Annotated in this window: 23 protein-coding genes; 13 read left to right on the top strand and 10 right to left on the bottom strand. The window is 64.0% G+C overall.

What is annotated here, in order from left to right; translation table 11 throughout:
• Positions 1–478: 478 nt before the first annotated feature.
• Positions 479–2,116, bottom strand: a complete 1,638-nt coding sequence (groL, locus tag CO655_RS02370) for a chaperonin GroEL (RefSeq protein ID WP_038687103.1) — start codon at positions 2,114–2,116, stop codon at positions 479–481.
• Positions 2,117–2,187: 71 nt separating this feature from the next.
• The gene (gene groES / locus CO655_RS02375; RefSeq protein WP_004675403.1) at positions 2,188–2,484 is read right to left on the bottom strand and encodes a co-chaperone GroES; all 297 of its coding nucleotides are present in this window, start codon (positions 2,482–2,484) and stop codon (positions 2,188–2,190) included.
• 317 nt (positions 2,485–2,801) lie between these two features.
• Here groES and CO655_RS02380 point away from each other — a divergent pair, with 317 nt between their 5' ends.
• From CO655_RS02380 to CO655_RS02400, 4 genes are all read left to right on the top strand, one after another.
• Entirely contained in the window at positions 2,802–3,650 is an 849-nt protein-coding gene (locus CO655_RS02380; RefSeq protein WP_010030871.1) for a TIGR01459 family HAD-type hydrolase, read from the top strand.
• 14 nt (positions 3,651–3,664) lie between these two features.
• The gene (locus CO655_RS02385) at positions 3,665–4,648 is read left to right on the top strand and encodes a bifunctional riboflavin kinase/FAD synthetase (protein WP_010030873.1); all 984 of its coding nucleotides are present in this window, start codon (positions 3,665–3,667) and stop codon (positions 4,646–4,648) included.
• A gap of 282 nt (positions 4,649–4,930) precedes the next feature.
• A complete protein-coding gene (ileS, locus tag CO655_RS02395; protein ID WP_097663672.1) occupies positions 4,931–7,876 on the top strand; it encodes an isoleucine--tRNA ligase in 2,946 nt (981 codons plus the stop codon).
• Between the two features lie 131 nt (positions 7,877–8,007).
• The gene (locus tag CO655_RS02400; protein WP_097663673.1) at positions 8,008–8,637 is read left to right on the top strand and encodes a hypothetical protein; all 630 of its coding nucleotides are present in this window, start codon (positions 8,008–8,010) and stop codon (positions 8,635–8,637) included.
• 157 nt (positions 8,638–8,794) lie between these two features.
• On the opposite strand, the gene CO655_RS02405 is transcribed toward CO655_RS02400, so the two are convergent.
• Positions 8,795–9,232, bottom strand: coding sequence for a nucleoside deaminase (locus CO655_RS02405; RefSeq protein ID WP_064686103.1), 438 nt, complete (start codon positions 9,230–9,232; stop codon positions 8,795–8,797).
• Between the two features lie 90 nt (positions 9,233–9,322).
• Between CO655_RS02405 and CO655_RS02410 the strand changes: the two genes are divergently transcribed.
• Genes CO655_RS02410 through CO655_RS02420 form a run of 3 tightly spaced genes read left to right on the top strand, consistent with a single transcriptional unit; the run spans position 9,323 to position 12,797 of the window.
• Positions 9,323–11,362: a pseudouridine synthase gene (locus tag CO655_RS02410; protein ID WP_097663674.1), complete on the top strand. Its 2,040-nt coding sequence runs from the start codon at positions 9,323–9,325 to the stop codon at positions 11,360–11,362.
• Positions 11,343–11,903, top strand: a complete 561-nt coding sequence (gene rsmD / locus CO655_RS02415; protein ID WP_064686105.1) for a 16S rRNA (guanine(966)-N(2))-methyltransferase RsmD — start codon at positions 11,343–11,345, stop codon at positions 11,901–11,903. Before CO655_RS02410 ends, rsmD begins: the two co-directional genes overlap by 20 nt.
• Positions 11,904–11,915: 12 nt before the next feature.
• Positions 11,916–12,797, top strand: a complete 882-nt coding sequence (locus tag CO655_RS02420; protein WP_097605528.1) for a patatin-like phospholipase family protein — start codon at positions 11,916–11,918, stop codon at positions 12,795–12,797.
• A 20-nt stretch (positions 12,798–12,817) separates the two neighbouring features.
• Here CO655_RS02420 and CO655_RS02425 read toward each other — a convergent pair whose 3' ends face one another.
• From CO655_RS02425 to CO655_RS02440, 4 genes are all read right to left on the bottom strand, one after another.
• A complete protein-coding gene (locus CO655_RS02425) occupies positions 12,818–13,258 on the bottom strand; it encodes a copper uptake system-associated protein (protein ID WP_245423744.1) in 441 nt (146 codons plus the stop codon).
• A gap of 13 nt (positions 13,259–13,271) precedes the next feature.
• Positions 13,272–14,645: a PepSY domain-containing protein gene (locus tag CO655_RS02430; protein WP_097663675.1), complete on the bottom strand. Its 1,374-nt coding sequence runs from the start codon at positions 14,643–14,645 to the stop codon at positions 13,272–13,274.
• Between the two features lie 88 nt (positions 14,646–14,733).
• Entirely contained in the window at positions 14,734–15,141 is a 408-nt protein-coding gene (locus tag CO655_RS02435; protein ID WP_097663676.1) for a DUF2946 family protein, read from the bottom strand.
• A gap of 91 nt (positions 15,142–15,232) precedes the next feature.
• A complete protein-coding gene (locus tag CO655_RS02440; protein ID WP_097663677.1) occupies positions 15,233–17,047 on the bottom strand; it encodes a monovalent cation:proton antiporter-2 (CPA2) family protein in 1,815 nt (604 codons plus the stop codon).
• A 119-nt stretch (positions 17,048–17,166) separates the two neighbouring features.
• On the opposite strand from CO655_RS02440, the gene CO655_RS02445 reads away from it, so the two are divergent.
• The 6 genes from CO655_RS02445 to lpxK all read left to right on the top strand — a co-directional run bounded on the left by CO655_RS02445 (position 17,167) and on the right by lpxK (position 23,061).
• Entirely contained in the window at positions 17,167–18,513 is a 1,347-nt protein-coding gene (locus CO655_RS02445; RefSeq protein WP_097663678.1) for a TldD/PmbA family protein, read from the top strand.
• Positions 18,514–18,542: 29 nt separating this feature from the next.
• Positions 18,543–19,352: a 3'(2'),5'-bisphosphate nucleotidase CysQ gene (locus CO655_RS02450; RefSeq protein WP_097663679.1), complete on the top strand. Its 810-nt coding sequence runs from the start codon at positions 18,543–18,545 to the stop codon at positions 19,350–19,352.
• A gap of 63 nt (positions 19,353–19,415) precedes the next feature.
• Positions 19,416–19,664: a DUF4170 domain-containing protein gene (locus CO655_RS02455; RefSeq protein ID WP_010031177.1), complete on the top strand. Its 249-nt coding sequence runs from the start codon at positions 19,416–19,418 to the stop codon at positions 19,662–19,664.
• Between the two features lie 183 nt (positions 19,665–19,847).
• Positions 19,848–21,167 (top strand): lipid IV(A) 3-deoxy-D-manno-octulosonic acid transferase, encoded by a 1,320-nt coding sequence (gene waaA, locus CO655_RS02460; protein WP_097605521.1) that lies wholly within the window; start codon positions 19,848–19,850, stop codon positions 21,165–21,167.
• A gap of 9 nt (positions 21,168–21,176) precedes the next feature.
• Positions 21,177–21,899 (top strand): HAD family hydrolase, encoded by a 723-nt coding sequence (locus CO655_RS02465; protein WP_097605520.1) that lies wholly within the window; start codon positions 21,177–21,179, stop codon positions 21,897–21,899.
• A gap of 115 nt (positions 21,900–22,014) precedes the next feature.
• Positions 22,015–23,061 carry a tetraacyldisaccharide 4'-kinase gene (gene lpxK / locus CO655_RS02470; protein ID WP_097663680.1) on the top strand — a complete coding sequence of 349 codons (1,047 nt, stop codon included), beginning with the start codon at positions 22,015–22,017 and terminating at the stop codon, positions 23,059–23,061.
• A 174-nt stretch (positions 23,062–23,235) separates the two neighbouring features.
• On the opposite strand, the gene CO655_RS02475 is transcribed toward lpxK, so the two are convergent.
• The 3 genes from CO655_RS02475 to mutL form a co-directional block, all read right to left on the bottom strand.
• On the bottom strand, positions 23,236–24,117 hold the full coding sequence (locus CO655_RS02475) for an AraC family transcriptional regulator (RefSeq protein ID WP_097663853.1): 882 nt from the start codon (positions 24,115–24,117) through the stop codon (positions 23,236–23,238).
• Positions 24,118–24,258: 141 nt separating this feature from the next.
• Complete coding sequence (locus tag CO655_RS02480) at positions 24,259–24,489, bottom strand: DUF2093 domain-containing protein (protein ID WP_003588271.1); 231 nt, start codon at positions 24,487–24,489, stop codon at positions 24,259–24,261.
• 67 nt (positions 24,490–24,556) lie between these two features.
• Positions 24,557–26,374 carry a DNA mismatch repair endonuclease MutL gene (mutL, locus tag CO655_RS02485; protein WP_097663681.1) on the bottom strand — a complete coding sequence of 606 codons (1,818 nt, stop codon included), beginning with the start codon at positions 26,372–26,374 and terminating at the stop codon, positions 24,557–24,559.
• Positions 26,375–26,394 lie beyond the last annotated feature (20 nt).

Here is a 26,394-nt window from a genome sequence, read left to right on the forward strand (position 1 = left end):
GGATTTATAGGGGCTTTTGCACAAACGGCAACGGCTTTTTAAGGGGTGTTCGCATCGAGATCCTCGGCCGGAGATGTCGGATCTCCGCGCTGTTGGCGAGAATGGAGCCCAATTTTCAGCGCTTTTCCCCCGTTTCGTCCCACTTGGCGGGAGTTACATCGCCGCAAGACGACGATCTCCCGCAGGTTGCGTGGAGAGAAAAACAAGCAGCGGCGCAAGCCTCACGAAAGCTTGGCCCGCCGGCAAATGCGATGCACGGCACAAAATCGCGCGCAACGGATCGAATCGTTTCGAGCAAGCTCGCGGCAAAGAAAAAGGGCGACCCGAGGGCCGCCCTTCCTGTTCCGGATGCCGGAATGTGTGCAGGCTTTCGCCTATCACATCATGTCCATTCCGCCAGTTCAGCGCGCTTGCCGCGCTGAACCATCTTAGATGATGGGCGGACTCATGGACGATGCTGTGAAAGGCCGTTGGCCTATCACATCATGTCCATTCCGCCCATGCCGCCCATGCCGCCCGGCATAGCCGGAGCGTCCTTCTTGGGCAGCTCGGCGATCATGGCTTCGGTGGTGATCAGCAGCGATGCGACGGAAGCGGCATCCTGCAGGGCGGTGCGAACGACCTTGACCGGGTCGATGATGCCCATGCCGATCATGTCGCCATATTCGCCGGTCTGGGCGTTGTAACCCCAGTTGTCCTGATCCTTGTCGAGGATCTTGCCGACAACGATCGAGGCTTCGTCGCCTGCGTTCTCAGCGATCTGGCGGGCCGGAGCCTGCAGCGCGCGGCGAACGATGTTGACGCCGGCTTCCTGGTCGTCGTTGATACCCTTGGAGGTGATCTTGACGGAGGAGCGCAGCAGGGCAACGCCGCCGCCCGGTACGATGCCTTCCTGAACGGCAGCGCGCGTCGCGTTGAGGGCGTCGTCGATGCGGTCCTTCTTTTCCTTCACTTCGACTTCCGTCGAGCCGCCGACGCGGATGACGGCAACGCCGCCTGCGAGCTTGGCAAGGCGTTCCTGCAGCTTCTCGCGGTCGTAGTCGGAGGTGGTTTCTTCGATCTGGGCCTTGATCTGGGCAACACGGCCTTCGATGTCGGACTTGGCGCCCGAACCGTCGACGATCGTGGTGTTTTCCTTGGAGATCGAAACCTTCTTGGCACGGCCGAGCATGTCGAGCGTGACGCTCTCGAGCTTGATGCCGAGGTCTTCGGAGATCACGGTGCCGCCCGTCAGGATGGCGATGTCTTCGAGCATGGCCTTGCGGCGGTCGCCGAAGCCAGGAGCCTTGACGGCAGCGATCTTCAGGCCGCCGCGCAGCTTGTTGACGACGAGCGTAGCAAGGGCTTCGCCTTCGACGTCTTCAGCGATGATGAGGAGCGGCTTGCCGGTCTGGACGACGGCTTCGAGAACCGGGAGCATCGACTGCAGGTTCGAGAGCTTCTTCTCGTGGAGGAGAATGAAGACGTCTTCGAGGTCGGCAACCATCTTTTCCGGGTTGGTGACGAAGTAGGGGCTGAGGTAGCCGCGGTCGAACTGCATGCCTTCGACGACTTCGAGTTCGGTTTCGGCGGTCTTGGCTTCTTCAACCGTGATGACGCCTTCGTTGCCGACCTTCTGCATGGCTTCGGCAATGTCGAGGCCAACCTGGCGCTCGCCGTTTGCCGAGATCGTGCCGACCTGTGCGACTTCTTCCGAGGTGTTGATCTTCTTGGCCTTGGCCTGGAGATCCTTGACGACTTCGGCGACGGCGAGATCGATGCCGCGCTTCAGGTCCATCGGGTTCATGCCGGCGGCAACGGCCTTGGCGCCTTCGCGAACGATCGCCTGGGCCAGAACGGTTGCAGTCGTCGTGCCGTCGCCGGCGATGTCGTTGGTCTTCGAAGCAACTTCGCGGACCATCTGGGCGCCCATGTTTTCGAACTTGTCTTCGAGTTCGATTTCCTTGGCGACCGAAACGCCGTCCTTGGTGATGCGCGGCGCGCCGAAGGACTTGTCGATGATGACGTTACGACCCTTCGGGCCGAGCGTGACCTTGACTGCATCGGCGAGAATGTCGACGCCGCGCAGCATCTTTTCGCGCGCGGTGCGGCCAAACTTGATTTCTTTAGCTGCCATGTTTGTGACTCCTGAATTCGAATTGTTCGGGCAAAAACCCGTCAGTCATTTCGGGAAAGCGGATCGGCCAATCAGCCGATGATGCCCATGATGTCGGCTTCCTTCATGATCAGAAGGTCTTCGCCGTTGATCTTGACTTCGGTGCCGGACCACTTGCCGAACAGCACGCGGTCGCCAGCCTTGACGTCGAGTGCGACGACCTTGCCGGACTCGTCACGAGCGCCGGAACCGACGGCGACGATTTCGCCTTCCTGCGGCTTTTCCTTGGCGGTGTCGGGAATGATGATCCCGCCCTTGGTCTTCTCTTCGGACTCGACGCGACGAACGACGACGCGGTCGTGAAGCGGACGGAAATTGGTGCTTGCCATTGTCTAATCCCTCGATCGAATGACATTCGCGGGCCGGAGCGGCCCACATGGATAGGTGTTAGCACTCCCTTGCGGTGAGTGCTAGCGACGTGCATTTAGGGATGGCTCCGAAAGGAGTCAATGAGAGCAATCACGAATTTTTGTGCCGGAATTGTGAAGAGACCGGAGAAATGCCGGAGATTTCGGCCGAACCCTCTGTCGCGGCCGCCGGATTGTCGCGACAAGGCTTTGCGGTGGCTGATGGCGAAGAAAATGCCTTGCCATCCTCCTGCGCCTTTGCAATGTCACCGGTGACTGCAGCAACTCGGGATATTGGAATGGCCAAGCGGATAGAAACCTTCTCTGAGATCACGGATCGCTATGATGTGGTGCTCTGTGATGTCTGGGGCGTCGTTCACAATGGCGTCGATCCGTTCCCCAAGGCTGCCGCGGCCCTTCAGGCCGCCCGCGAGAGCGGCCTCGCCGTCGTCCTCATCACCAACTCGCCGCGGCTTTCCTGGCAGGTCGTCGAGCAGCTGCGTCATATCGGCGTACCCGACAGCGCCTATGACCGGATCGTCACCTCGGGCGACGTCACGCGCGGGCTGATTTCCGAGGGACCGAAGACGGTCTTTCTGCTCGGCCCCGAGCGCGACAAGGCGCTTCTCGAAGGCATCGGCGTCGAGCGGGTGCCATCAGGCGAAGCGCAATCGCTCGTCTGCACCGGCTTTTTCGACGATGAGACCGAGAAGCCGGAAGATTACACCGACATGCTTCTGGATTTTCAGGCGCGCGAGGTGCCGATGATCTGCGCCAATCCAGACCTCGTCGTCGAGCGCGGCCACCGCATCATTCCCTGTGCCGGCGCCATGGCCGCCTATTACGAGCAGCTCGGCGGCAAGACCCGCATCGCCGGCAAACCGCACCGGCCGATTTACGAGGCGACGCTTGCGGCCGCCCGCGAGCTTCGCGGCGATTTCTCCGCCGAGCGCGTGCTGGCGATCGGCGACGGCATGCCGACCGATGTCCGCGGCGCCTTGAATTTTGGCCTCGACCTTCTCTACATCAGCGGCGGGATCCACGCCAAGGAATACACCTTGAACGGCGAAACCGACGAGGCAATCCTCAACGCCTATCTCGAACGGGAAAACGCCGCGCCGAAGTGGTGGATGCCGCGCCTTGCATAAAGAGTAGCCAGCCGATGACCGTCTTCCACCGCAATGAAACCCGCGATCCCTTGCCCGCCCATCTCAAGGGCGGGGTGATCGCCATCGGCAATTTCGACGGTGTGCATCGCGGTCATCAATCGGTGCTGAACCGCGCGCTTGAGATCGCAAGGGCGCGCGGCATTCCCGCTCTTGTGCTGACCTTCGAGCCGCATCCGCGCACGGTCTTCCGGCCGCAGACGCCGGTGTTTCGCTTGACACCGGCGCCGCTCAAGGCCCGCATCCTGGAAACGCTGGGGTTCAACGCCGTCATCGAATATCCCTTCGATTACGAATTCTCGCAGCGCTCGGCTGATGATTTCATCCATTCGATCCTGAAGGATTGGCTCGGCGCCTCCGAAGTCGTCACCGGCTTCGATTTCCATTTCGGCCGCAACCGCGAAGGCGGTCCCGCCTTCCTGATGAATGCCGGCCAGACCTACGGCTTCGGTGTCACCCTGATCGATGCCTTTCGCGACGAAAATGCCGATGTCGTCTCGTCGAGCCATATCCGCACGCTGTTGAAGGAGGGCGAGGTCAGCGAAGTCGCCGGCATGCTGGGCTATCGCTATACGGTGGAGGCCGAGGTGATCGACGGCGAAAAACTCGGCCGGCAGCTTGGCTTTCCCACCGCCAACATGCGCCTGCCGCCGGAGGCCGAGCTTGCCGCCGGCATCTACGCCGTCCGCTTCCGCCGCCAGGACGGAACGCTCCACGACGCGGTCGCAAGCTACGGCCGCCGCCCGACGGTGACGGAAAACGGCGCGCCGCTGCTCGAAACCTATGTCTTCGATTTCAGTGGCGATCTCTACGGCCAGCTCTGCGCCGTCTCCTTCTTCGGCTATCTTAGACCGGAGCTGAAATTCGACGGCCTCGATCCGCTCGTCGCCCAGATCAAGCGCGACGAGGAGGAGGCGCGGGCGCTGCTGGCGGGTGTCAAGCCACTCGGCGAACTCGACCGGAAGCTTTGCTTTTCCTGAGGTCATGGTCAGCGCGACGTCCTTCGAGCGCAAAAACCTCGGCGCCCCGGGGATCGCATCGCAGAATTCTTCTCTTCCTTTTCCGGCGAAAAACGCCTATGAACCGGCCCGATGAGAAAATTTCGGCTGGCGATCACGATGCGAATTATCGGCCCGGCCTTCCGCGCGCGCTAAGCGGCCGGGAGGTCCGGGTTTTCGGCGCTTGGATACAAGCGCTTCCGTCACCAGCTTTTTCATACCCGTTGCGCCCCTTTCTGGGCCGCCAGAAACGATTGTCCCGATATGACCGACACAGCCGAAAAAATCGATTACTCGAAGACCCTCTATCTGCCCGAAACCGATTTCCCGATGCGCGCCGGCCTGCCGCAGAAGGAGCCGGAGCTTGTCAAGCGCTGGCAGGAGATGGATCTCTACAAGAAACTGCGCGCCTCTGCCGCCGGCCGCGAGAAATTCGTCCTGCATGACGGACCGCCCTATGCCAACGGCAACATCCATATCGGCCACGCGCTGAACAAGATCCTCAAGGACGTCATCAACCGTTCGTTCCAGATGCGCGGTTACGACGCCAACTACGTGCCCGGCTGGGATTGCCACGGCCTGCCGATCGAATGGAAGATCGAGGAGGAGAACTATCGCGCCAAGGGCAAGGCCAAGCCGGATCTCAAGGAGCCGGCGGCGATGATCGAGTTCCGCCGCGAGTGCCGCGCCTATGCCGAAAAATGGATCAAGGTCCAGGGCGACGAGTTCCAGCGTCTCGGCATCGTCGGCGATTTCGACAACCCGTATCTGACGATGAATTTTCACGCGGAGAGCCGCATCGCCGGCGAGCTGTTGAAGATCGCCGCAAGCGGCCAGCTCTATCGCGGCTCCAAGCCGATCATGTGGTCGGTGGTCGAACGCACCGCGCTGGCGGAAGCCGAAGTCGAATACCACGACCACGAGAGCGACACGATCTGGGTGAAGTTCCCGGTCGAGCAGCTTGTGGCGCCGGCGAAGGTGGTCGATGGGAAGTTCAAACATAGTGAGCTACTGGTTGGCGCGTCTGTCGTCATCTGGACGACGACGCCCTGGACGATCCCCGGCAACCGGGCGATCGCCTATTCCTCGCGGGTTGCCTACGGCCTCTACGAAGTCACGGCTGCCGAAAATGATTTTGGCCCGCGCCCGGGCGAGAAGCTGATCTTTGCCGATCAGCTGGCTGAGGAATCCTTTGCCAAGGCGAAGCTGCAGTACAAGCGTCTCGCCGACGTTACGGCTGCCGATCTCGCTGCCATCACCTGCGCGCATCCGCTCAAGGGTCTCGGAGGCGGCTATGAATTTGCCGTGCCGTTGCTCGAAGGCGACCACGTCACCGACGATGCCGGTACGGGCTTCGTTCATACGGCGCCGAGCCACGGCCGCGAAGACTTCGATGTCTGGATGGCGCATGCCCGCGAGATCGACGCGCGCGGCATCGACACCAAGATCCCGTTCCCGGTCGACGACGGCGGCTTCTACACATCGGATGCCCCCGGCCTCGAAGGCGGACGCGTCATCGACGACAACGGCAAGAAGGGCGATGCCAACGACCGCGTCATCAAGGCGCTGATCGAGCGCAGCGCGCTCTTTGCCCGCGGCCGCCTGAAGCACCAGTATCCGCATTCCTGGCGCTCCAAGAAGCCGGTCATCTTCCGCAACACGCCGCAGTGGTTCGTCTATATGGACAAGACGCTGCCGGATGGAACGACGCTGCGCAGCCGTGCGCTCACGGCGATCGACGATACCCGCTTCGTGCCGGCTGCCGGCCAGAACCGCCTGCGCGCCATGATCGAACAGCGCCCGGACTGGGTGCTGTCCCGTCAGCGCGCCTGGGGCGTGCCGATCTGCGTCTTCGTCGATGAGCACGGCGCCGTGCTGCAGGACGAGGCCGTCAACCGGCGCATCCTCGATGCTTTCGACGCCGAAGGCGCCGACGCCTGGTTTGCCGAAGGCGCCAAGGAGCGCTTCCTCGGTAACGAGCATGACCCGGCCAAGTGGTCGCAGGTCATGGATATCCTCGACGTCTGGTTCGATTCGGGTTCGACGCACACCTTCACGCTGGAGGACCGCCCGGACCTGAACTGGCCGGCCGACCTCTATCTCGAAGGGTCGGATCAGCATCGCGGCTGGTTCCATTCCTCGCTTTTGGAATCGGCTGCCACCCGCGGCCGCGCGCCTTACGACACCGTCCTCACCCATGGCTTTACCATGGACGAGAAGGGCGAGAAGATGTCGAAGTCGAAGGGCAACGTCACCGCCCCGCAGGAGGTGATGAAGGATGCCGGCGCCGATATCCTGCGCCTCTGGGTGATGACCTCGGACTATGCCGACGACCTGCGCGTCGGCAAGACGATCATCCAGACCAATGTCGATGCCTATCGTAAGCTGCGCAACACGATCCGCTGGATGCTCGGCACGCTGGCGCACGACAAGGGCGAGGAGATCGCGCTTGCCGAACTGCCGGAGCTGGAGCAGCTGATGCTGCATCGGCTTGCCGAGCTCGATCAGCTGGTGCGCGAAAACTACGACGCGTTCGATTTCAAGAAGATCGCCCGCGCGTTGATCGATTTCGCCAATGTCGAGCTTTCGGCCTTCTATTTCGATGTCCGCAAGGATGCGCTCTATTGCGACGCGCCGTCGAGCCTGCGCCGGCGCGCCAGCCTGCACGTCATTCGCCAGATCTTCGATTGCATGGTGACCTGGCTAGCCCCGATGCTGCCCTTCACCACCGAGGAGGCCTGGCTGTCGCGCAACCCGTCCGCCGTTTCCGTGCATCTGGAGCAGTTCGCCGCTGTTGCAAAGGAATGGCGCAACGATGCCCTGGCCGAGAAGTGGAAGAAGATCCGCGCCGTGCGTTCGGTGGTAACAGGCGCCCTGGAAATCGAGCGCAAGGACAAGCGCATCGGCTCCTCGCTGGAAGCAGCGCCCGTCGTCCACATCGCCGATGGGGAGCTTCGCAAGGCGCTCGAGGGTCAGGATTTCAGCGAAGTCTGCATCACCTCGGGCATCACAATCAAGGCGGACGCCGGTCCGGCGGAAGCCTTCCGCCTGGCCGAAGTGCCGGATGTCGCGGTCGTGCCGAAGCTCGCCGAAGGTGTCAAATGCGCGCGTTCCTGGCGCATCACCACCGATGTCGGCTCCGATCCTGATTATCCCGACGTCTCGGCGCGTGACGCTGCGGCATTGCGCGAACTCGGCATCCGCGCCTGAAGATATTTGCCGGGTGAATTGCCTTTATGGCGTTCATCCGGTAAAAGCTGCCTGAAAATGGCCGGATTTTTGCGTCAGGGGGACGGTTGTCCGGTTGGGCAACGATTGCACCGGTGGCTGGAAGGGTTTTCATGTTCGCAACGCATTGGTTCCGTATGGGCGCCTGCCTGTCTGTTGTAGTGGCGGGATGCTCCCTGGTCTCCAGTTGCGCCAGCAGCCCGACCTACGGCACCGACAAGACCGCCATGGAGCAGTTGACCGACGACCTCGGCCAGTCCGTGTCGCTGACCGGGCCGGATCCGAAGAACAAGGGCGTCAAGTACACGCCGCGCCCGACGCTGGTGCTGCCGGCCCAGGCGCAGAGGGGGACCCTCGTTCAACCGCAGCAGACGGTTGCCAACAAGGACAATCCGCAATGGCTTGAATCGCCGGAGGAAACCCGCGCCCGCCTCGTTTCGGAGGCCGACGCGAACTCCGACAATCCGAACTACCGCTCGCCGCTCGCCAGCTCCGCCATCGAAGGCGGCCGGCGCACGACGGAAGCCCAGACCCAGGCCTATCGCGAGGCCCGCGCCCTGCAGAAGGGTTCCTACGTCGATCAGCGCCGCTATATCTCCGACCCGCCGCCCGGTTACCGCACCGTCGACGACCCGGCAAAGCTCGAAGATGTCGGCGAGCCCGAGCTCAAGAAGCAGAAGAAGCGCAAGAAGGACGCGGCGATCGCCAACAGCGGCAAGCAGTGGTGGAACTTCCTGCAATAGCAGTTTGTGCCAGGGCTTAGCGCCGTCCCAGGAGATCGGCGAGGGCAGCCCCTCATCCGGCTGCCGCCACCTTCTCCCCGCTTGCGGGGCGAAGGGAATATGCCGCAACCTCTCGGTCCCCGCACTAACGAAAGCCGAAGATGACGCGTGCCGCGGATTACGGCGCCTCTCTCTTTTGCGAAAAGAACGTCCGTAAAATCTCGGCCGACTGAACCTCGTTGAAGCCGGAATAGACCTCCGGGGCGTGGTGGCAGGTCGGCTGCGCGTAGAATCGCACGCCATTGTCGACGGCGCCGCCCTTCGGGTCCTCGGCGCCGTAATAGAGCCTGCGGACACGCGCAAACGAGATGGCTGCCGCGCACATGGTGCAAGGCTCCAGCGTCACATAGAGATCGGCGCCGGCAAGGCGCTCCTGTCCGAGCGCTTCGCAGGCGAGCCGGATCGCGGCGATTTCGGCATGAGCGGTCACGTCATTGAGCTCGCGCGTGCGGTTTCCCGAGCGTGAAACCGCAATATCGTCGATGACGACGACCGCGCCGATCGGCACTTCGCCGCGTTCGCCGGCAGCGCGCGCCTCTTCGAGCGCCATCTCCATGAAACGATTTGTCTTCACGATCGCAAGAATTTCCACTTAACCGCAGATGCGTGACCTGATAGACAGGCCCAAAAGGCAGGCAAACAACAAATGACACCCAAAGACAAGCCAAAACGCCCGGGCGCAAAGCCCTTTTCACGCGACGCCGGGGCCAAGGCCGGCCCGAAAGCGGGCGGCGCGAAGCCGGCAAAGGCTGCGGCCGCGCGCCCGGCTGCGGCCGAAACCGACGGCGAGGCCAAAGCCGAACGCATTTCCAAGGTGATGGCGCGCGCCGGCGTTGCCTCCCGCCGCGACATCGAACGCATGATCATGGAAGGCCGGGTGACGCTGAACGGCAGGGTTCTCGACACCCCCGTCGTCAATGTCACGCTTGCCGACCGGATCGAGGTCGACGGCGTGCCGATCCGCGGCATCGAGCGCACCAGGCTGTGGCTCTATCACAAGCCGGCCGGTCTCGTGACCACCAATGCCGATCCGGAGGGCCGCCCGACCGTCTTCGACAACCTGCCGGAAGAACTGCCGCGCGTCATGTCGATCGGCCGTCTCGACATCAACACCGAAGGCCTGCTGCTGCTGACCAATGACGGCGGTCTTGCCCGGGCGCTCGAACTGCCGGCGACCGGCTGGTTAAGGCGTTACCGCGTGCGCGCCCATGGCGAGATCGATCAGGAAGCGCTCGACAAGCTGAAGGACGGTATCGCCGTCGACGGCGTGCTTTACGGTTCGATCGAGGCGACGCTCGACCGCACGCAAGGCTCGAATGTCTGGATCACCATGGGCCTTCGCGAGGGCAAGAACCGCGAAATCAAGAACGTGCTCGGCGCCCTCGGTCTCGACGTCAACCGCCTGATCCGCATTTCCTACGGCCCGTTCCAGCTCGGTGACCTGCCGGAAGGCCATGTCATCGAAGTGCGCGGCCGCACGCTGCGCGACCAGCTCGGCCCGCGCCTGATCGAGGAAGCCAAGGCGAATTTCGACGCGCCGATCTATAACGCCCCGGCCGTTGCCGCCGAGGAAGAGGCGGAAGCCCCAGTAGCGGAAAAGCGCGAGCGTCCGCGCCGCGACGAGGACAAGCGCGAACGGGCGCTGAGCCGGCTCGACACCAAGCGCGACGATCGCCGCGGTGGCGGGCGCAAGGATGACGACCGCCGCGATGGTGGCCGCTTCGACGACGAGAAGCCGAAGCGGCCTCAGCCGCTCGGTCAGCGCCGCAGCGCCAATGTCTGGATGGCGCCGGGGGCCCGGCCGCTCGGCGAAAAGGCGGCAGCCAAGGCTGCCAAGAACGCTCAGACCGCGCGCCGGCGCGGCGAGGAGACGCCGGCAAAAGGCGCCGGTTTCCACCATATCGAGGATCGCCCGCGCACGCAGATCAATCGCGTGCGCGAGGAGGACGGGGAATGGATCCGCTCGAGCGAGGAGCCCCACCGCAAGGATGAGGGCGAAGGCCGCGGCCGCAAGCGCTCGTTCGGGGATCGCCCGGCCCGCGAAGACCGCGGTTATGGCGACCGCCCGGCGCGCGGCGAACGCCGTCCGCGCGAAGCGGGCGACGAACGCCCGCGTGCCAGAAGCTCTGCCGGCGAAGGCCGTCCGGAGCGTCCGCGCGGCGACCGGCCTTTCGGTGATCGTCCTTCGCGTGGCGACCGGCCCTTCGGCGACAAGCCGCGCGGTGACCGCAAGCCGCGTGCGGATGGTGACGAGCGTCCGCGTACCGCCAGAGCCTCCACCGGCGAGGCCCGTTCGGAGCGTCCGCGCGGCGACCGGCCTTTCGGTGACCGTCCTTCACGTGGCGATCGGCCCTTCGGCGACAAGCCGCGTGGTGATCGCCGGCCGCGCGAGGATGGTGATGAGCGCCCGCGTGCAGCCAGGAGTTTTGCCGGCGAGGGCCGCTCCGAGCGTCCGCGTGGCGAAAAATCCTTCGGCGACAAGTCCCCAGGCGGCAGGCCTTCGGGCGATAAACCGCGCGGCAAGGGCTTCGGTGCCAAGCCCGGCGGGTCGAAGAATTTTTCCGGCAAACCGAAGGGCGCTAAGCCCGGAGGTGACAGGCCGGGCGGTGACAGGCCTGCGGGCGGCCCGTCCAGAGGTGGTGCTAGAGGAAAGGGAATGACGCGCGGTGCGGATCGTCGGCGGTGAGTTTCGCGGACGGCCTCTCGCCGTGCCAAAATCCAACGATATCCGGCCGACTGCCGACCGGACGCGCGAGAGCCTGTTCAATATATTGAGCCATGCCTATCCGGAATGCGTCGACGGCACCCGGATCCTCGATCTTTTTGCCGGAACCGGCGCCGTCGGCCTCGAAGCCGTGTCGCGCGGCTGTCGGCATGCGCTCTTCGTCGAAAACAGCGTCGAGGGCAGGGCGCTGCTCTGGGAAAACATCGACGCACTCGGCCTGCACGGCCGCACGCGCATCCTGCGTCGCGATGCGACCGATCTCGGCAGCGTCGGCAATCTCGAAGCCTTCGACGTGCTGTTTGCCGATCCGCCCTATGGCAAGGGGCTTGGTGAAAAGGCGATGGCGGCGGCGGCCCAGGGCGGCTGGCTCAGGCCAGGCGCGATTGCGGTGCTCGAAGAACGCGCCGATATTGTCGTTTCCGTGCATCCTTCCTATGTTTTCCTCGAAGACCGCATCTTTGGCGATACGAGGGTGCATTTCTTCCGGTATCAGCCGCAATAAGCGGGGGCGGGCGTGCAGCAGGCAGAATTCATCAGCCCGAAACTGCCTGCGATCAGCGACCTTCCGACGGTCGCGGTCGCTTTCGGCGGCGGCGGTGCGCGTGGACTTGCCCACATCCATATCATCGAGACGCTCGACGAACTCGGCATCCGCCCGGTGGCGATATCGGGCTCGTCGATGGGGGCGATCATGGGGGCCGGCATGGCCGCCGGCATGTCGGGCGCCGAAATCCGCGAACATGCGCTGACGACCGTCGGCAACAAGACGGCGGTCGTCGCCCGCATCTGGGGCCTGAGGCCGGCGACGGTGCGCGATGCGGTGGCCAAGGGCATCCGCATCGGCCAGTTCAATCTGGAGCGGATCCTCAAGGCCTTTCTGCCGGCCGAACTGCCGGCCCGCTTCGAGGATCTGCTGGTGCCGATGAAGGTCATCACCACGGATTATTACGGGCAGAACGAGGTCATCATCGAAGACGGCGAGCTGTTTCCGGCGCTCGCCGCCTCATCCGCCATCCCCGCCGTCTTCATGCCGGTGCGCCTGCGCGGCCGGGTGATGATCGACGGCGGCATCAGCAATCCGGTGCCCTATGAACCCCTGATGGATCTTGCCGATATCGTCGTCGGCATCGATGTCGTCGGCGCGCCGGAAGGCGACGGCACCCATATCCCGAACCGCATGGAGAGCATCTTCGGTTCCGGCCAGCTGATGATGCAGACGGCGATCTCGCTGAAGCTGAAGCTCTGCCAGCCGCACATCTTCCTGCGTCCGGCGGTCGGCCGCACCGGCGTGATGGATTTCCTCAAGGCCCGCGACGTGCTGGCCATGTCGGTCGGCGTCAAGGACGAGCTGAAATTCGCCCTCGACCGGGAAATCGAAGCGCGGCTGAAGCGCTGAGGCATTATTGGGCGTGGCCTTCATGGCCGCCGCCCGCGCCATCCGATGCTTCGGTTCATCATCATGACCGTGCCCTCGAAGCTTGAGAGCAGTGCAAGCGTGGGGGAATCGATGTTCGCCTCGGCATCGCGCAGTTTTGCAGCCAGCGCGGCCGCGTCATTCGCCGGGAGCCCGATCTTCTGCAGCGTACCGGCATCCTTCAGGCTGTCGCCGCTGCAGAGATAGATGCTCCAGCCGTGATGCGTCTTTTTCAACAGGGCGCGGCCGCCACGTCCGTCCTGCCGCCAGCCGACGATCGCCCAATCGGCCTGAACGGCGACGACCGGCGTGAGCTCCAGGGGCTTGTCCGCCGTTTCGAACATCAGCTTCAGCCTTGCCGGGATGACCTGCTGCGGATCGTCGTCCGCGGATGCCATGGATGCGAAGAGCACGCAGGCAAGAAGAGCAATGATCGTCTTCATCTCTTGGTCTCCTTCAGGCGAGAACGCGTTTCAACACGGGCACGAAGCGCACGACGATCTGGTCGAAGGCGATCATGACGACAATGGCAAGCCCGCTCATCGGGAAGGCGACGGCGAAGATTGCGGTAATCACCCACAGGCCGTAGTAGACCGAGCGCCTTGGCGGCATGGGTGGCACGCCGAGCCGGCCCGCCGGGCGCCGTTTCCACCACATGACGACTGCTGTCACGCAGCTGAGCACAATGGCGAGGCAAGTTGCGAGCATCAGCAACTGGTTGAAACGCCCCCATTCCTGTCCCTGGTGGACATTGATACCCCATTCGATCGCCTTGCCGAGGAATGGATATTGGTTGAAGCCGATATCGATCAGCGGTTTGCCGGAATACTGGTCGATATGGATGGTGCGTTCATCGGCGAGGTCGTCGGGATAGAGCGAGGCGGTATAGACGCCGGTCTCGTCGGAGGGGATCGCCATGTCGAAACCAGGTGCCATGCCCAGCCGCTTGGCGATCTCCACGGCCCTGTCGAGGCCGATCGGCTTGGCCGATTGCGCTCTAGCAATATCGGAAAGCGGAACCGGCGCGTTCTCGACGATCCAGCCGCTCTTCGGCAGGATGTCCTCGGTGACTTTCTGCGACTTCGGCACGTCGTCCCAGAGCTGGACGGGATAGCCGAGGCCCTGTTCGGTCAGCCAGGCATTGGCATTCGCGCCCCAATAGCCCGACCACGGCATGCCTGTGATCGCCAGGAAGAAGATCAGCAAGCCGGCAAAAGCCCCTGTCACCGCATGCAGGTCACGCCAGAAAACCCGGCGGCCCGGCGTTCCCCGGACGCTGACGACACCGCCCGTCTGGCGGCGCGGCCACCAGAGATAGATGCCGGTCGCGACCAGCACCATGGCAAAGCCGCCGGCAATCTCGATCAGCCGGTTCGCCGCCTTGCCGAAAAAAGCGAGGCTGTGGATGCGCTTGACGACATAATTGAACTCGTCGGTCGATCCGACCACATCGAGCACCTTGCCGTCATAGGGATTGACGAAGACCAGCATCGCGCCGGCATCGCCGGAGACGGTGACGATGGCCGATCGTTCGGGTCCGGCCGGGTCCTTGTAGGAGGTCGCCGTCGAACCCGGCACGGCGGCGGCGGCGATCTCAGCAACCCGCTCCGCCGGCAGCGCCTGGCCGGCCGGCTGGACAATGTAGCGGTGGGCGAAGACGGTGCTGTCGATCTCGTCCTTGAAGAGATAAAGCGAGCCGGTCACGGCCAGATTGAGCATGAAGGGAATGACGAGAAGCCCGGCAAAGAAATGCCAGCGCCAGATGGCGCGGTAGAGCGAAACGCCGCTGGCGGCGTGCTGCGCCGGTTCGGCGGCAGTAATGGTCGACATGAGAATGGATCCGTATCACACGGGCGACTGCGGGAGCGCAGCTCGGCCGGCGTTGAAAGGCGTCACGGCGCCTGCCGCAACACGAGGTTCAGGCGAGGATCGGATCGGAAGGGGGCGCGCGCGGACCGCTATTGGGCGGGAAAAGCCGGCGGGGGAAGCTTTCTGCCCGGATCGGCAGTTCGACCGCGACCGCAAAGGGTATCGGAGCACCGGCGACATCGGCCGGCGCTGGCAGCAGGATCGACGCGCCGATCCGGCAGGCCTCGCAACCGTGCGAATGGGTTTTGTCGTGCTGGCCCTGGTCGGGCGCGTCGGTGACGGTAACGCAAAGCGTCGGCAGCGTTCCATCGGGCAGCACATATTGGGCGAGTTCAGCGGGACCGGCGTCGCCGGCGGCTGCGATGGGAGCCTGATGGGCGAGCCCGACGAACACCAGTGCGACGGCGCACAGGATGCGCAGTGCCCATTGTTCGATCTGTCTCGCCCGTCTGATCAAGTTTGCCTCTTGGATCGCTCCGATCGCCCGGTTGATAGACGCCGACGAGTGCATATTCAATGCGTCAATTTAACAAGCCGGACAGGGGCGTTCAGGCCTCGGCTGTCGCATCCGCGGTGCCCGCCAGCGGATCGTCCTCGAAAGGATCGGCGGCGCGTTTCGGTTTGACCAGCGGTTCGGGGCGCACCGGGTGGGAAAACAGCATGTCGCGCCCGGCCTGCAGCCCTTCGGAGACCTGCAGGGCAAGCCGCGCCTCGTCGCGCTTGCGGATATCCTCGCCGATCTCGTAGGCGTCGACCTCGGCGACGCCGAGCGCCTCCAGCGTCCGCCGTCCGAACAGCAGGCCCGATTCCAGCGTTTCGCGCAGCTCGTAATCGACGCCCTTGTTGCGCAGCTCGATCGAATGGATGCGGTCGTAGGAGCGCACATAGAGCCTTGTGTGCGGATAGTCGGCCTGCACCAGTTCCACCACCTTGTCGGTGATCTCCTTCTTCTGCGTGCAGACGAGCACGATCTTTGCCCGGTCGATGCCGGCCGAGCGCAGCACGTCCTTGCGCATGCCGTCGCCGAAATAGATGCGGAAGCCGAAGGAGGAGGCCTGGCGGATGCGGTCGGCCGAAAAATCGATGACGGTGACGCTGCGCCCGCCGGCAAGCAGGATCTGGGCGGCGATCTGGCCGAAACGCGAGAAGCCGACCATCAGCACGTCGGCGCCCGCACCCTCGAAATCCTCGTCCAGCTCCTCCTGTGCGTCGCCGCTGAGCAGCCGCTTCGAAAGTGCCGCTCCGATCGGCGTCAGCGCCATGGAGAGTGTGACGATCGCCACCAGCAGCGATGCCGTGCTCGTCGACATCAGCCCGGCCGCACCCGCCGTTGTGAACAGCACGAAGCCGAATTCGCCGCCCTGCGGCAGCAGGAAGGCGATGCGGATCGCATCATCGTGCGGCGAGCCGGAGATCCGGCAAAGTCCATAGATGATGGTCGCTTTGACGGCCATGACGATCGGCACGGCGACGATGACGAAGAGTGCGTTGTCGAAGAGAACTTCGAGCTCCAGCGACAGACCGACGGCGATGAAGAAGATGGCGAGCAGTACGCCGCGGAACGGCTCGATATCGGCCTCCAGCTCGTGCCTATAGGAGGATTCGGCCAGCATCACGCCGGAGAGAAAGGCGCCCATCGCCATTGAAAGTCCGGCAAGTTGCATCAGGCTTGCCGATCCCATGACGACGAAGAGGGCGGCGGCGATCATTGCCTCGCGCGCGCCGGTGCGGGCGATGACCTGGAAGAGCGGCGTCAACAGGTAGCGCCCGGCGACGACCATCGCCGCGACCGCGCCGACGGCCACCGCGAAATCGGTCAGCGGCGCGCTGCTGCCTTTGTCGCTGCCGTCGAGGACGGTGATCAGCGCTAAGAGCGGCACGATCGCCAGGTCCTGGAACAAGAGCATCGAGAACGAACGCTGCCCGTATCTCGTATTGACGTCGCCGTCGCCCTCCAGGATCTGCATGGCGAAGGCGGTCGAAGACAGCGCCAGGCCGAAGCCGGCGACGATGCTGCCGCGCCAGTCGAGCACTTCAGAAAACCAGGCGAGCGCGGTCAGCACCAGCCCCGTCACCACCACCTGCGCCGTGCCGAGGCCGAAAATGTCGCGCCGCATCTGCCACAGGCGGCTGGGCTTCAATTCCAGCCCGATGATGAACAGCAGGAAGACGACGCCGAGCTCGGCGACGCCGAGGATCTGTTCGCCGTCGGTGATGCCGTGGAAAACAGGACCGATGACGATGCCGGCAGCGAGATAGCCGAGGACGGTGCCGAGCCCGAGCTTCTTGAAGATCGGAGCGGCGACCACCGCGCCGCCGAGCAGCAGGATCGTTTCGGAAAAAAGGTCATTGGGTGCTGACATGCTGGCAATTTCTTTCAGGTGGCGGAAGCATGCAGGCAGTCCCGATAAAGAATCGGCGGCGGCGGCCTTGATGCTTGGGAGAGTGCACAATAAATGGAAGCCGAAGGAAAGGCCAAATCATGTCCTCTGAAATCGATTCCTCGACACTTCTTTCCCGCGCAAGTCAATTGATCGATCTGGCAAGGAAGGCAGGGGCCGACGCCGCCGACGCCGTCGTCGTTCGCTCGCGGTCGCAATCGGTCAGCGTTCGTCTTGGCAAGGTCGAGGGAACGGAATCCTCCGAAAGCGACGATTTTTCCCTGCGCGTCTTCATCGGCAAACGCGTCGCCAGCGTTTCGGCCAATCCGGGCTTCGATCTGCAGGCGCTTGCCGAACGCGCCGTCGCCATGGCCAGGGTTTCCCCGGAGGATCCCTTCGCCTGCCTCGCCGATGAGGCGAACCTTGCGAAATCCTATCCCGACCTGCAATTGTTCGATGCCACCGAGGTGTCCTCCGAGATGCTGCGCGAGGCAGCTCTCGCCGCCGAGGCGGCGGCTCTTGCGGTCAAGGGTGTGACCAATTCCTCCGGCGCCGGCGCATCCGCCGGCATGGGCGGCCTTGTCCTCGCCACCTCGCACGGTTTTGCGGGCAGCTATATGGGCTCCCGTTTCGGCCATTCCGTCAGCGTCATCGCCGGCGAAGGCACCGGCATGGAACGCGATTATGATTTCGACACCCGGCTCTATTATGCCGAGCTCGACGACCCCGCCGACATCGGCCGCCGTGCCGGCGAACGGGTGGTGAAGCGTATCAATCCGCGCCAGGTGCCGACCGGCAAGAACGTCACCGTCATCTTCGACCCGCGTATCGCCCGCGGCTTCGTCGGCCATATCGCCGGCGCGATCAATGGCGCCGCCGTCGCCCGCAAGACCAGCTTCCTGCGCGACAGGATGGGTCAGCAGGTGCTGAAGTCGGGCCTGTCGATCACCGACGATCCGCTGATCGTGCGCGGCCCCGCCTCGCGACCCTTCGACGGCGAGGGTGTGTCCGGCGAGCGGCTGGTGATGATCGAGGACGGTGTTCTGAAGCACTGGTTCCTTTCGACCTCGACCGGCCGCGAGCTCGGACTTCAAACCAATGGCCGCGGCGTGCGCGGCGGCACCGCCGTTTCGCCGTCCTCCACCAACCTTGCGCTGGAACCCGGCGACATCTCGCCGGAGGACCTGATCCGCAGCGTCGGCAACGGCTTCTACGTCACCGAATTGATCGGCCACGGCGTCAACATGATCACCGGCGAATACAGCCGCGGCGCCACCGGCTTCTGGATCGAGAACGGCGAGCTCACCTTCCCGGTGTCCGAGGTGACGATCGCCTCGAACCTCAAGGACATGTTCATGCGCCTGACGCCGGCCAACGACATCGACCGCAAGTTCGGCGTCGCCGCACCCACCTTCGCCATTGAAGGCATGACGCTCGCAGGACAGTGAAAAAGGGGCAGAAGGAAACGAATAACGCGATGAGCGATAGGGAAAAGCTCCGCTGGCAGGGCGATCTCGCCTTGATCGCCGAGGCTGCGAGGGAGGCCGGCGCGGTCGCCTTCGGCTTCTTCAACCAGTCTCCCGAGGTCTGGTGGAAGAATGACGATCGCTCTCCCGTCAGCGCCGCCGATTTCGCCGCCAACAAGACGCTGGAATCGATCCTGCGCAAGGCGCGGCCGGATTATGGCTGGCTGTCTGAAGAAACCGACGACGATGCCGAGCGCCTCTCGCGCGAGACGCTGTTCATCATCGATCCGATCGACGGCACACGCGCCTTCCTCGGCGGGCAGAAGGTCTGGTGCGTCAGCGTCGCGGTCGTCCATCGCGGCCGCCCGGTCGCCGGCGTGCTCTACGCCCCGGCACTCGAAGAGCTTTACGAAGCCGTCGAGGGCGGCCCGGCGCTGAAGAACGGCGAGCCGCTCACCGTTTCGGCCGCCTTGTCGGAGGAGATGCGCCGGCTGGCGATCGGCGAAGATCTGCTGAAGACCTTTCCACCGGCGTTTCGCGAACAGGTGAGGCGCGAGAAATACATTCCCTCGCTTGCCTATCGTATTGCCATGGTGGCGGACGGACGGCTCGACGGCACGTTCGTCAAGGGCAATTCGCATGATTGGGACCTTGCCGCCGCCGATCTGATCCTGGCTTGCGCCGGCGGCCGCCTCGTCGACCTCGACGGAAATCCGATCGTCTACAATCGCGCCGAAGTCACCCACAAGGTGCTGTGTGCGGCGCCAGCGCCGCACATCGATGAGTTCCTCGCGGCCTTTGCCGGGCGACGAGACAGTTGACGTTTCCGTCAAAATCCCGCAGATGGGGTGGCGGAGGAGAATGGGCAGAAAGAGAACAAGAAAATGACTGACTCCGGTGACAAGAAGCAGCTTTTGCATCTCGTTTTTGGCGGCGAACTGGAAAGTCTCGATGACGTCCAGTTCCGTGATCTGAAGGGTCTCGATATCGTCGGCATCTTTCCCGATTATGCCACGGCGCTGACGGCCTGGAAGGCAAAGGCGCAGCAGACGGTCGACAATGCGCATATGCGCTACTTTATCGTCCACATGCATCGTTTGCTCGATCCGCAGGAAAAGGCCGGGGGTCACTGACCCCGGCGATCGGCCGCGGCTTGTGTCGGCGGCCTGCCGTTCGTCGCGCCGGGCTTCGTGCATCGGCCGTCCGTCGATCCGGATCGTTTGACGCATTCTGAACAAACTAATCGGCCATCTCGGCCGCAACGATAATCAGGGAATGGGTTTGATGTCGATCGTCTTGGATCGGAGGCTGGCGCAATGAGCTCCCGGATGGCGCGGTTCGGTCTGAGCGCATATCGTCTGGCGGGAACCGTAGCCTCTCCTGTCGTCGGCCTTTATATCACCTACCGCACGGCCAAGGGCAAGGAAGACCGCGCGCGCCGCCTGGAACGCTTCGGCTATCCGAGCGCCAACCGGCCGCAAGGCCCGCTCGTCTGGTTTCATGCCGCAAGTGTGGGCGAAACCAATGCCGTCATTCCGCTGATCCGCGAAATCCGCCGCCGCGATATCCACGTCATCCTGACGACCGGCACCATCACCTCGGCGAGACTCGCCGCCGAGCGCCTCGGCGATGAAGCGATCCATCAATATGTGCCGCTCGATCTGAAGCCGTCGGTCAGCCGCTTTCTCGATTATTGGCAGCCCGATTGCGCCATCATCGCCGAATCCGAGATCTGGCCGGCAACCGTGCTGGAGCTCGGCCGCCGCCGCATTCCGCAGATCCTGATCAATGCCCGCATGTCGGACCGCTCCTTTGCCCGCTGGCGCCGCCGCCCATCGATTGCCGAAGCCCTGTTCGAAAATCTCGCCCTCGTCATCGCCCAGTCGGATATCGATGCCGAACGTTTCCGTGATCTCGGCGCCGTTCCCGTCATCACCTCGGGCAATCTCAAGGTCGATACCGACGCTCCGCCCTATGACAGCGCCGTCCTCGCCCGCTACAAGAAGCAGATCGGCGATCGTAAGACCTGGGCGGCGATTTCGACCTTCGACGGCGAGGAGAATGCCGCCGGCATCGTCCATCGCGCCTTGAAGGAACGCGATCGCCAGTTGACGATCATCGTGCCGCGCCATCCCGAACGCAGCGACGAGATCGAGGCGGCTCTGGTCAAGCAGGGCCTCAAGGTCGCCCGCCGCACCCGCGACGACGTCCTGTCGGCGGATGTCGATATATTCCTCGGCGATACGATCGGTGAAATGGGCCTTTATCTTCGCCTGACGGAGATCGCCTTCGTCGGCCGTTCGCTGTTTGCCGAAGGCGGACAGAACCCGCTGGAGCCGGCCATGCTTGGCTGCGCCATCCTCTCCGGCGGCAATGTGCAGAATTTCCGCGAGGCCTATCAGAAGCTCGCCCGCAGCGGCAGCGCCCGCATGGTGCGCGATACCGAAATGCTGGCCAAGGGCGTGCATTACCTTTTGATCAACGACGACGCCCGCCGCAAGATGATCGAAGCCGGCATCGCCACCGTGCACGAGATGCGCGGCGCGCTCACGGCGACGGTGAAGGGGCTGGAACCCTATATCAATCCGCTGACGGTCAAGGCGCGCCTGTTGCCCAAAGCCGTCGCCCAGCTCTGAGGAGGCGCGATGTCGGGCCCGGCGCGTATCAAAGGCATCCTCTTCGACAAGGACGGCACGCTGCTCGATTATGACGAGAGCTGGTTGCCGGTCAATCGCGAGCTTGCCCGCATCGCCGCCGAGGGCGATCCGCTTCTCGCAGACCGGTTGCTCTTGGCTTGCGGCATGGATCCTCAGACCGGCCATATCGTTCCCGACAGCCTGCTTGCTGCCGGCAATACCCGCCAGATTGCCGAGGGGCTCGTCGCCGCCGGCTCGATGGTCGATGTCGGCGAATTGACTGTCCGCCTCGACGATCTCTTTTCCGGCGCTGCCGAGTTTTCCGTGCCGGTGACCGACCTCGCCGGCTTCTTCGCCAGGCTGCACCAGCGCGGCTTCAAGCTCGGCGTCGCCTCCAGCGACAATGAACGCTCGATCCGCCAGACGGCCGAACGCTTCGGTTTTGCCCGATATGTCGATTACATCGCCGGCTACGACAGCGGCTTCGGCGTCAAGCCGGAACCCGGCATGGTGCTCGGCTTCTGCGCCGCGACCGGACTTTTGCCGGAAGAGGTCGCGATCGTCGGCGACAACAATCATGATCTGCACATGGGCCTGAATGCCGGGACGGGGCTGAGGATCGCGGTGCTGACCGGCACCGGCTCGCGGGCTTCGCTTGCCGCCGCTGCCGATCATGTGCTCGACGATATCACCGCCATCGAGACATTGCTGCCGGACCTGCAGCCCGCCTAAACCGCGTCGCGGTCTTGGCAAGGACTTGCATTTTCACCGGTTTTGGCTTCTCAATCCGGCCGGTCGAAAAGCAAGGGGCCGGTTCTGAAGCCGGGCAGGGGAGCGGGACGGCAAGATGATATCCGAAGCGCCGCCGTTCTGGTGGAGGAAAGCCGATTGGCGGGCCTGGATGCTGGCGCCGCTTTCCTTTCTCTACGGCCGCGTCGCCGGCTACCGCATGGCCCATGCGCGCCGCGCCTCTGTTTCCGTTCCCGTCATCTGCGTCGGCAATTTCACCGTCGGCGGCGCCGGCAAGACGCCGACGGCGCTGACGATCGCCCGCGCCGCCAAGGCGAAAGGCCTCAAACCCGGCTTTCTCAGCCGCGGCTACGGCGGCTCCCTCGACGTGACGACGGTGGTCGATCCGCAGCATCATCGGGCCGTCGCCGTCGGCGACGAGCCGCTGCTGCTTGCCCAGGAGGCGCTGACGGTGATTTCCCGGCGGCGCATCGAGGGGGCTCGGCGCCTGGTCGCGGAAGGCGCCGACCTCATCATCATGGATGACGGTTTCCAGAGCGCCCGGCTGGCGATCGACTATGCCCTGCTCGTCATCGACGCGACGCGCGGCCTCGGCAACGGCCATATCGTGCCGGCCGGCCCGGTGCGCGCGCCGATCCGCCAGCAGCTGCGCTCGGCGACGGCTTTGCTGAAGGTCGGCGGCGGCCATGCCGCCGACAGGATCGTCCGCATGGCGGCGCGCGCGGCAAAACCTTATTTCACCGCATCGCTCAAGGTGCGCGGCGACGATCGGCTCGCCGGCATCAGGGTGCTGGCCTTTGCCGGCATCGCCGATCCCGGCAAATTCTTCCGTACCGTCGAATCGCGCGGCGCCGAAATCACAGTCGCCAAGACCTTCGGTGACCACGAGCACCTGACCGAGGAGGAGATCGGCGACATCCTGACGACCGCCGAGCGCCAGGATCTTCTGATCGTGACTACCTCGAAGGATTTCGTCCGCCTCGCCGGCCATCACGGCAAGGCGGCGGAGTTGGCGCAAAAGTGCCGGGTGATCGAGGTCGACATGGTCTTCGACGATCACCTCGCCCCCGGGCTGATCATCGACCGGGCAATTGTCGCCTGCCGCGAGCGGCGCCTGCGGGAGATGAAGGCCGGAAACCCGTAAAGCGCGTCGCGTCAAATATGATTCATGCGACGCGCTTTAGCCCTTTGTTTTGATGCATGTCGTTATCCCGGAACCGCTGCACACTTCCGGGCGACATGCATTAAACCGGGATTGGACGGATAGCGGCCTGTCCGTCTCCTGCGCGCGGAATCGGCAGGCCGCCGTCGAAGGGCGCTATTTCAGCGGCAAAAACAGCTCCGCGACCGCCTCATGCTCCGCCACTTCAGGGAAGAAGCGCAACCGCTGGCAATAGATCGGAAAGTCGCGCGCTTCTTCGCCGCTGGCCGGCAGCCAGTCGCGATAAAGGTAGAGCGCGGCGGGCTCCAGGTTGTCGGTGTTGCCGACGACGCGCAGCACCGCGCAGCGTCCGCCGGGAATCTCGCCGGCCTTGATCTCACCGCCGTCCGCCTCGATTGGTTTGTCCAGCCCGACACAAAGGTCCACGCTATAATCGGCGGGCGACGCGGGACGCCGCTCGGAGCGCCAGATATTGAAGGTCGGATTTGTCTTGGGGTGCAGGCCGGCGCCCTGGCGCCAGGCGATGAAGCGCTGGATGGTGGCGCCGAGCGTTGCGGGATCGCCCCGATGCTCCATGATCGCCACCGGCGTGGGAGGCACATCGCGGATCGTCACGTCGTCAATGGTAAAAGTCTTCTGCATGAGCTTGCTCCTGGCGTTGTTGAGAGGCCCGAAGGCCACAAGCCACGGCTCCCAGTCGGGAGACTTCCGGAAAGACGAAGGCGATTGGCCGAACCGTTGCCGAAAGGCGCGGGCGAAGCCATCAGGGCCGTCGTAGCCGGCTTCCATCGCTATATCGGTGACGCTTTGGGCATCCCTGTAGGCTAGCTGGTATGAAGCGCGCTTCATCCTGGCGAGCTGGATATAGCGATGCACGGATAGACCAAAGGTCGCCGTGAACTGCCGATGGAAATGATATTTCGAGTAGGCTGCGACATTGCTCAGCGCATCCAGGTCCAGATCATCGTCCAGATGCCGGTCTATGTGATCCAGCACCCGCTGCATGCGGGCATGGTAGTTTTGAAGCGCCGCCTTCATCATCCCGTCCTCCGTGGCGGCACCAGCTAAACCTTGGCGGACATGACGCGCTCGACCGATCTTGCGGTTTTGTCACGGGTCGCAGAACGGCCAAAGGCCGTTTGCGGTCACGCCAATTACAGGAGGAACGGCGAGAATGCTCTAACGCCGCTGGTTCGGCAGCACGCCGGCACGTTTGTCGGCTTCGATCGCCGAGATCACGTCGGCATAGGGCTCCTGGCGGGCGACGCTCCAGTAGCGCAGCTCGTCGAGCGGGATTTGTTTTCCGGTCATCGCGCAGACGACGTAGGAGCCGGGCGAGAGAATCTGGAAATCGCCGTCGAGATAGCGGATCTTCGCCTCGCGGTTTCCGTGCCCTTCGAACAAATTCATGCGCTCCGTTCCCTGCTGCCTGTCATGCGTCTGCCATACTCCCGCAACAGCGGCTTTGCCAGCTTTTTTAGCTTCTGCCGAAAAGCCGCTCGATATCGCTGAGCTTCAATTCGATATAGGTCGGCCGGCCGTGATTGCACTGGCCGGAGCCGGGCGTCACTTCCATTTCTCTCAGCAGCGCGTTCATTTCCTCCGGCCGCAGCCGTCGTCCGGAGCGAACCGATCCATGGCAGGCCATGGTCGCCGCCACATATTCGAGCTTGGCCGACAGGCCGGACGCCGTGTCCCATTCAGCGATCTCGTCGGCAAGCTGGCGGATGAGGCCGTGGGCGTCGACCTCGCCGAGCATCGCCGGCGTTTCGCGCACGGCAATCGCCCCGGGGCCGAAGCGTTCGATCGCCAGTCCCAGTTCCGAAAGCTCGGCCGCATGCTGCATCAGCCGGTCGCAATCCTCCTCAGGAAGGTCGATGATCTCAGGGATGAGCAGCACCTGCGAGGCCAGCCGCTTCGAATGCAGCGCTTTGCGCATCGCCTCGAACACCAGCCGCTCATGTGCCGCATGCTGGTCGACGATGACGAGCCCGTCCTCGGTCTGGGCGACGATGTAGTTGGCGTGGATCTGGGCTCGCGCGGCGCCGAGCGGATAGCGCCCGGTTGCTTCGGGAGAGGCCGGTTCGGAAGCGGCCGGCTGGGCCGAAGCCGGCGGCTCGGCCCGCGCCGTCGGCATTGATAGCCCGTCGAAGGACGCCTGAGGCCGTTCACTGAGACCGCTTGCCGGCTGGTAGGGCCGGAAGGGCGAGGTTTCGGCCGACCATGGCGCCTGCGGCCGCTGCGCATAGGATTGGAAGCCGGGGCGGAAGGCGCGCAGCATGTCGCTCGCTCCTGTTGTCGCCGCCCGGCCGCCGTCGCGCGCGAGCGCCTCGCGGATGGCGCCGACGATCAGGCCGCGCACCAGGCCCGGGTCGCGGAAGCGCACGTCGGATTTTGCCGGATGCACGTTGACGTCGACGAGAGCCGGATCAAGCGTGATCGACAGCACCGCCACCGGATAGCGTCCTGAAGGGATCGTCTCGGCATAGGCGCCGCGGATCGCCGAGAGGATCAGCTTGTCCTGCACCGGCCGGCCGTTGACGAAGGCATATTGATGAGCGGAGTTGCCGCGGTTGAAGGTCGGCACGCCGGCAAAGCCGGTCAGCGCGATATCCTCGCGCACGGCGTCGAGGAGAATGGCGTTGTCGCGGAATTCCTTGCCGAGCACCTGCGCCATGCGCGCCAGATGATCTTCGCCGGTCGCCGGAAATTCCAGCGTCGTGCGGTCCGAACCCGACAGCACGAAGCGCACGGCGGGAAAAGCGATCGCCATGCGCTTGACGATCTCGGTAATGGCGCCGGCCTCGGCCTTTTCGCTCTTCAGGAATTTCAGCCGCGCCGGCGTGGCGAAGAACAGGTCGCGCACTTCGACGATGGTGCCGGGATTGGCGGCGGCCGGCCGGAGATGCACGATCTTGCCGCCGGCAACAGTGATCTCGTGGCCGCCGGCGCTGTCGCGCCTGCGGCTGGCGATGCTGAGCCTGGCGACGGAACCGATTGACGGCAGAGCCTCGCCGCGAAAGCCGAGCGTGCGGATATCCTCGAGCGTCTCGGATATCTTCGAGGTGCAGTGGCGCCGGACCGCCAGTTCCAGATCGGCCGCCTCCATGCCGGAGCCGTTGTCGCTGACCCGCAGCAGCGCCTTGCCGCCGCCCGCCGTGGCAATCTCGATGCGCGTCGCCCCGGCGTCGAGCGCATTTTCGATCAGTTCCTTGGCGGCGCTCGCCGGCCGTTCGATGACCTCGCCGGCGGCAATCTGGTTGATGAGCGTTTCGGAAAGCTGTCTGATGGCCATGGGCTATTTTCGGGGATTCG

It is taken from the genome of Rhizobium sp. M1 (assembly GCF_002531805.1).
GTDB lineage: Bacteria > Pseudomonadota > Alphaproteobacteria > Rhizobiales > Rhizobiaceae > Rhizobium > Rhizobium etli_C.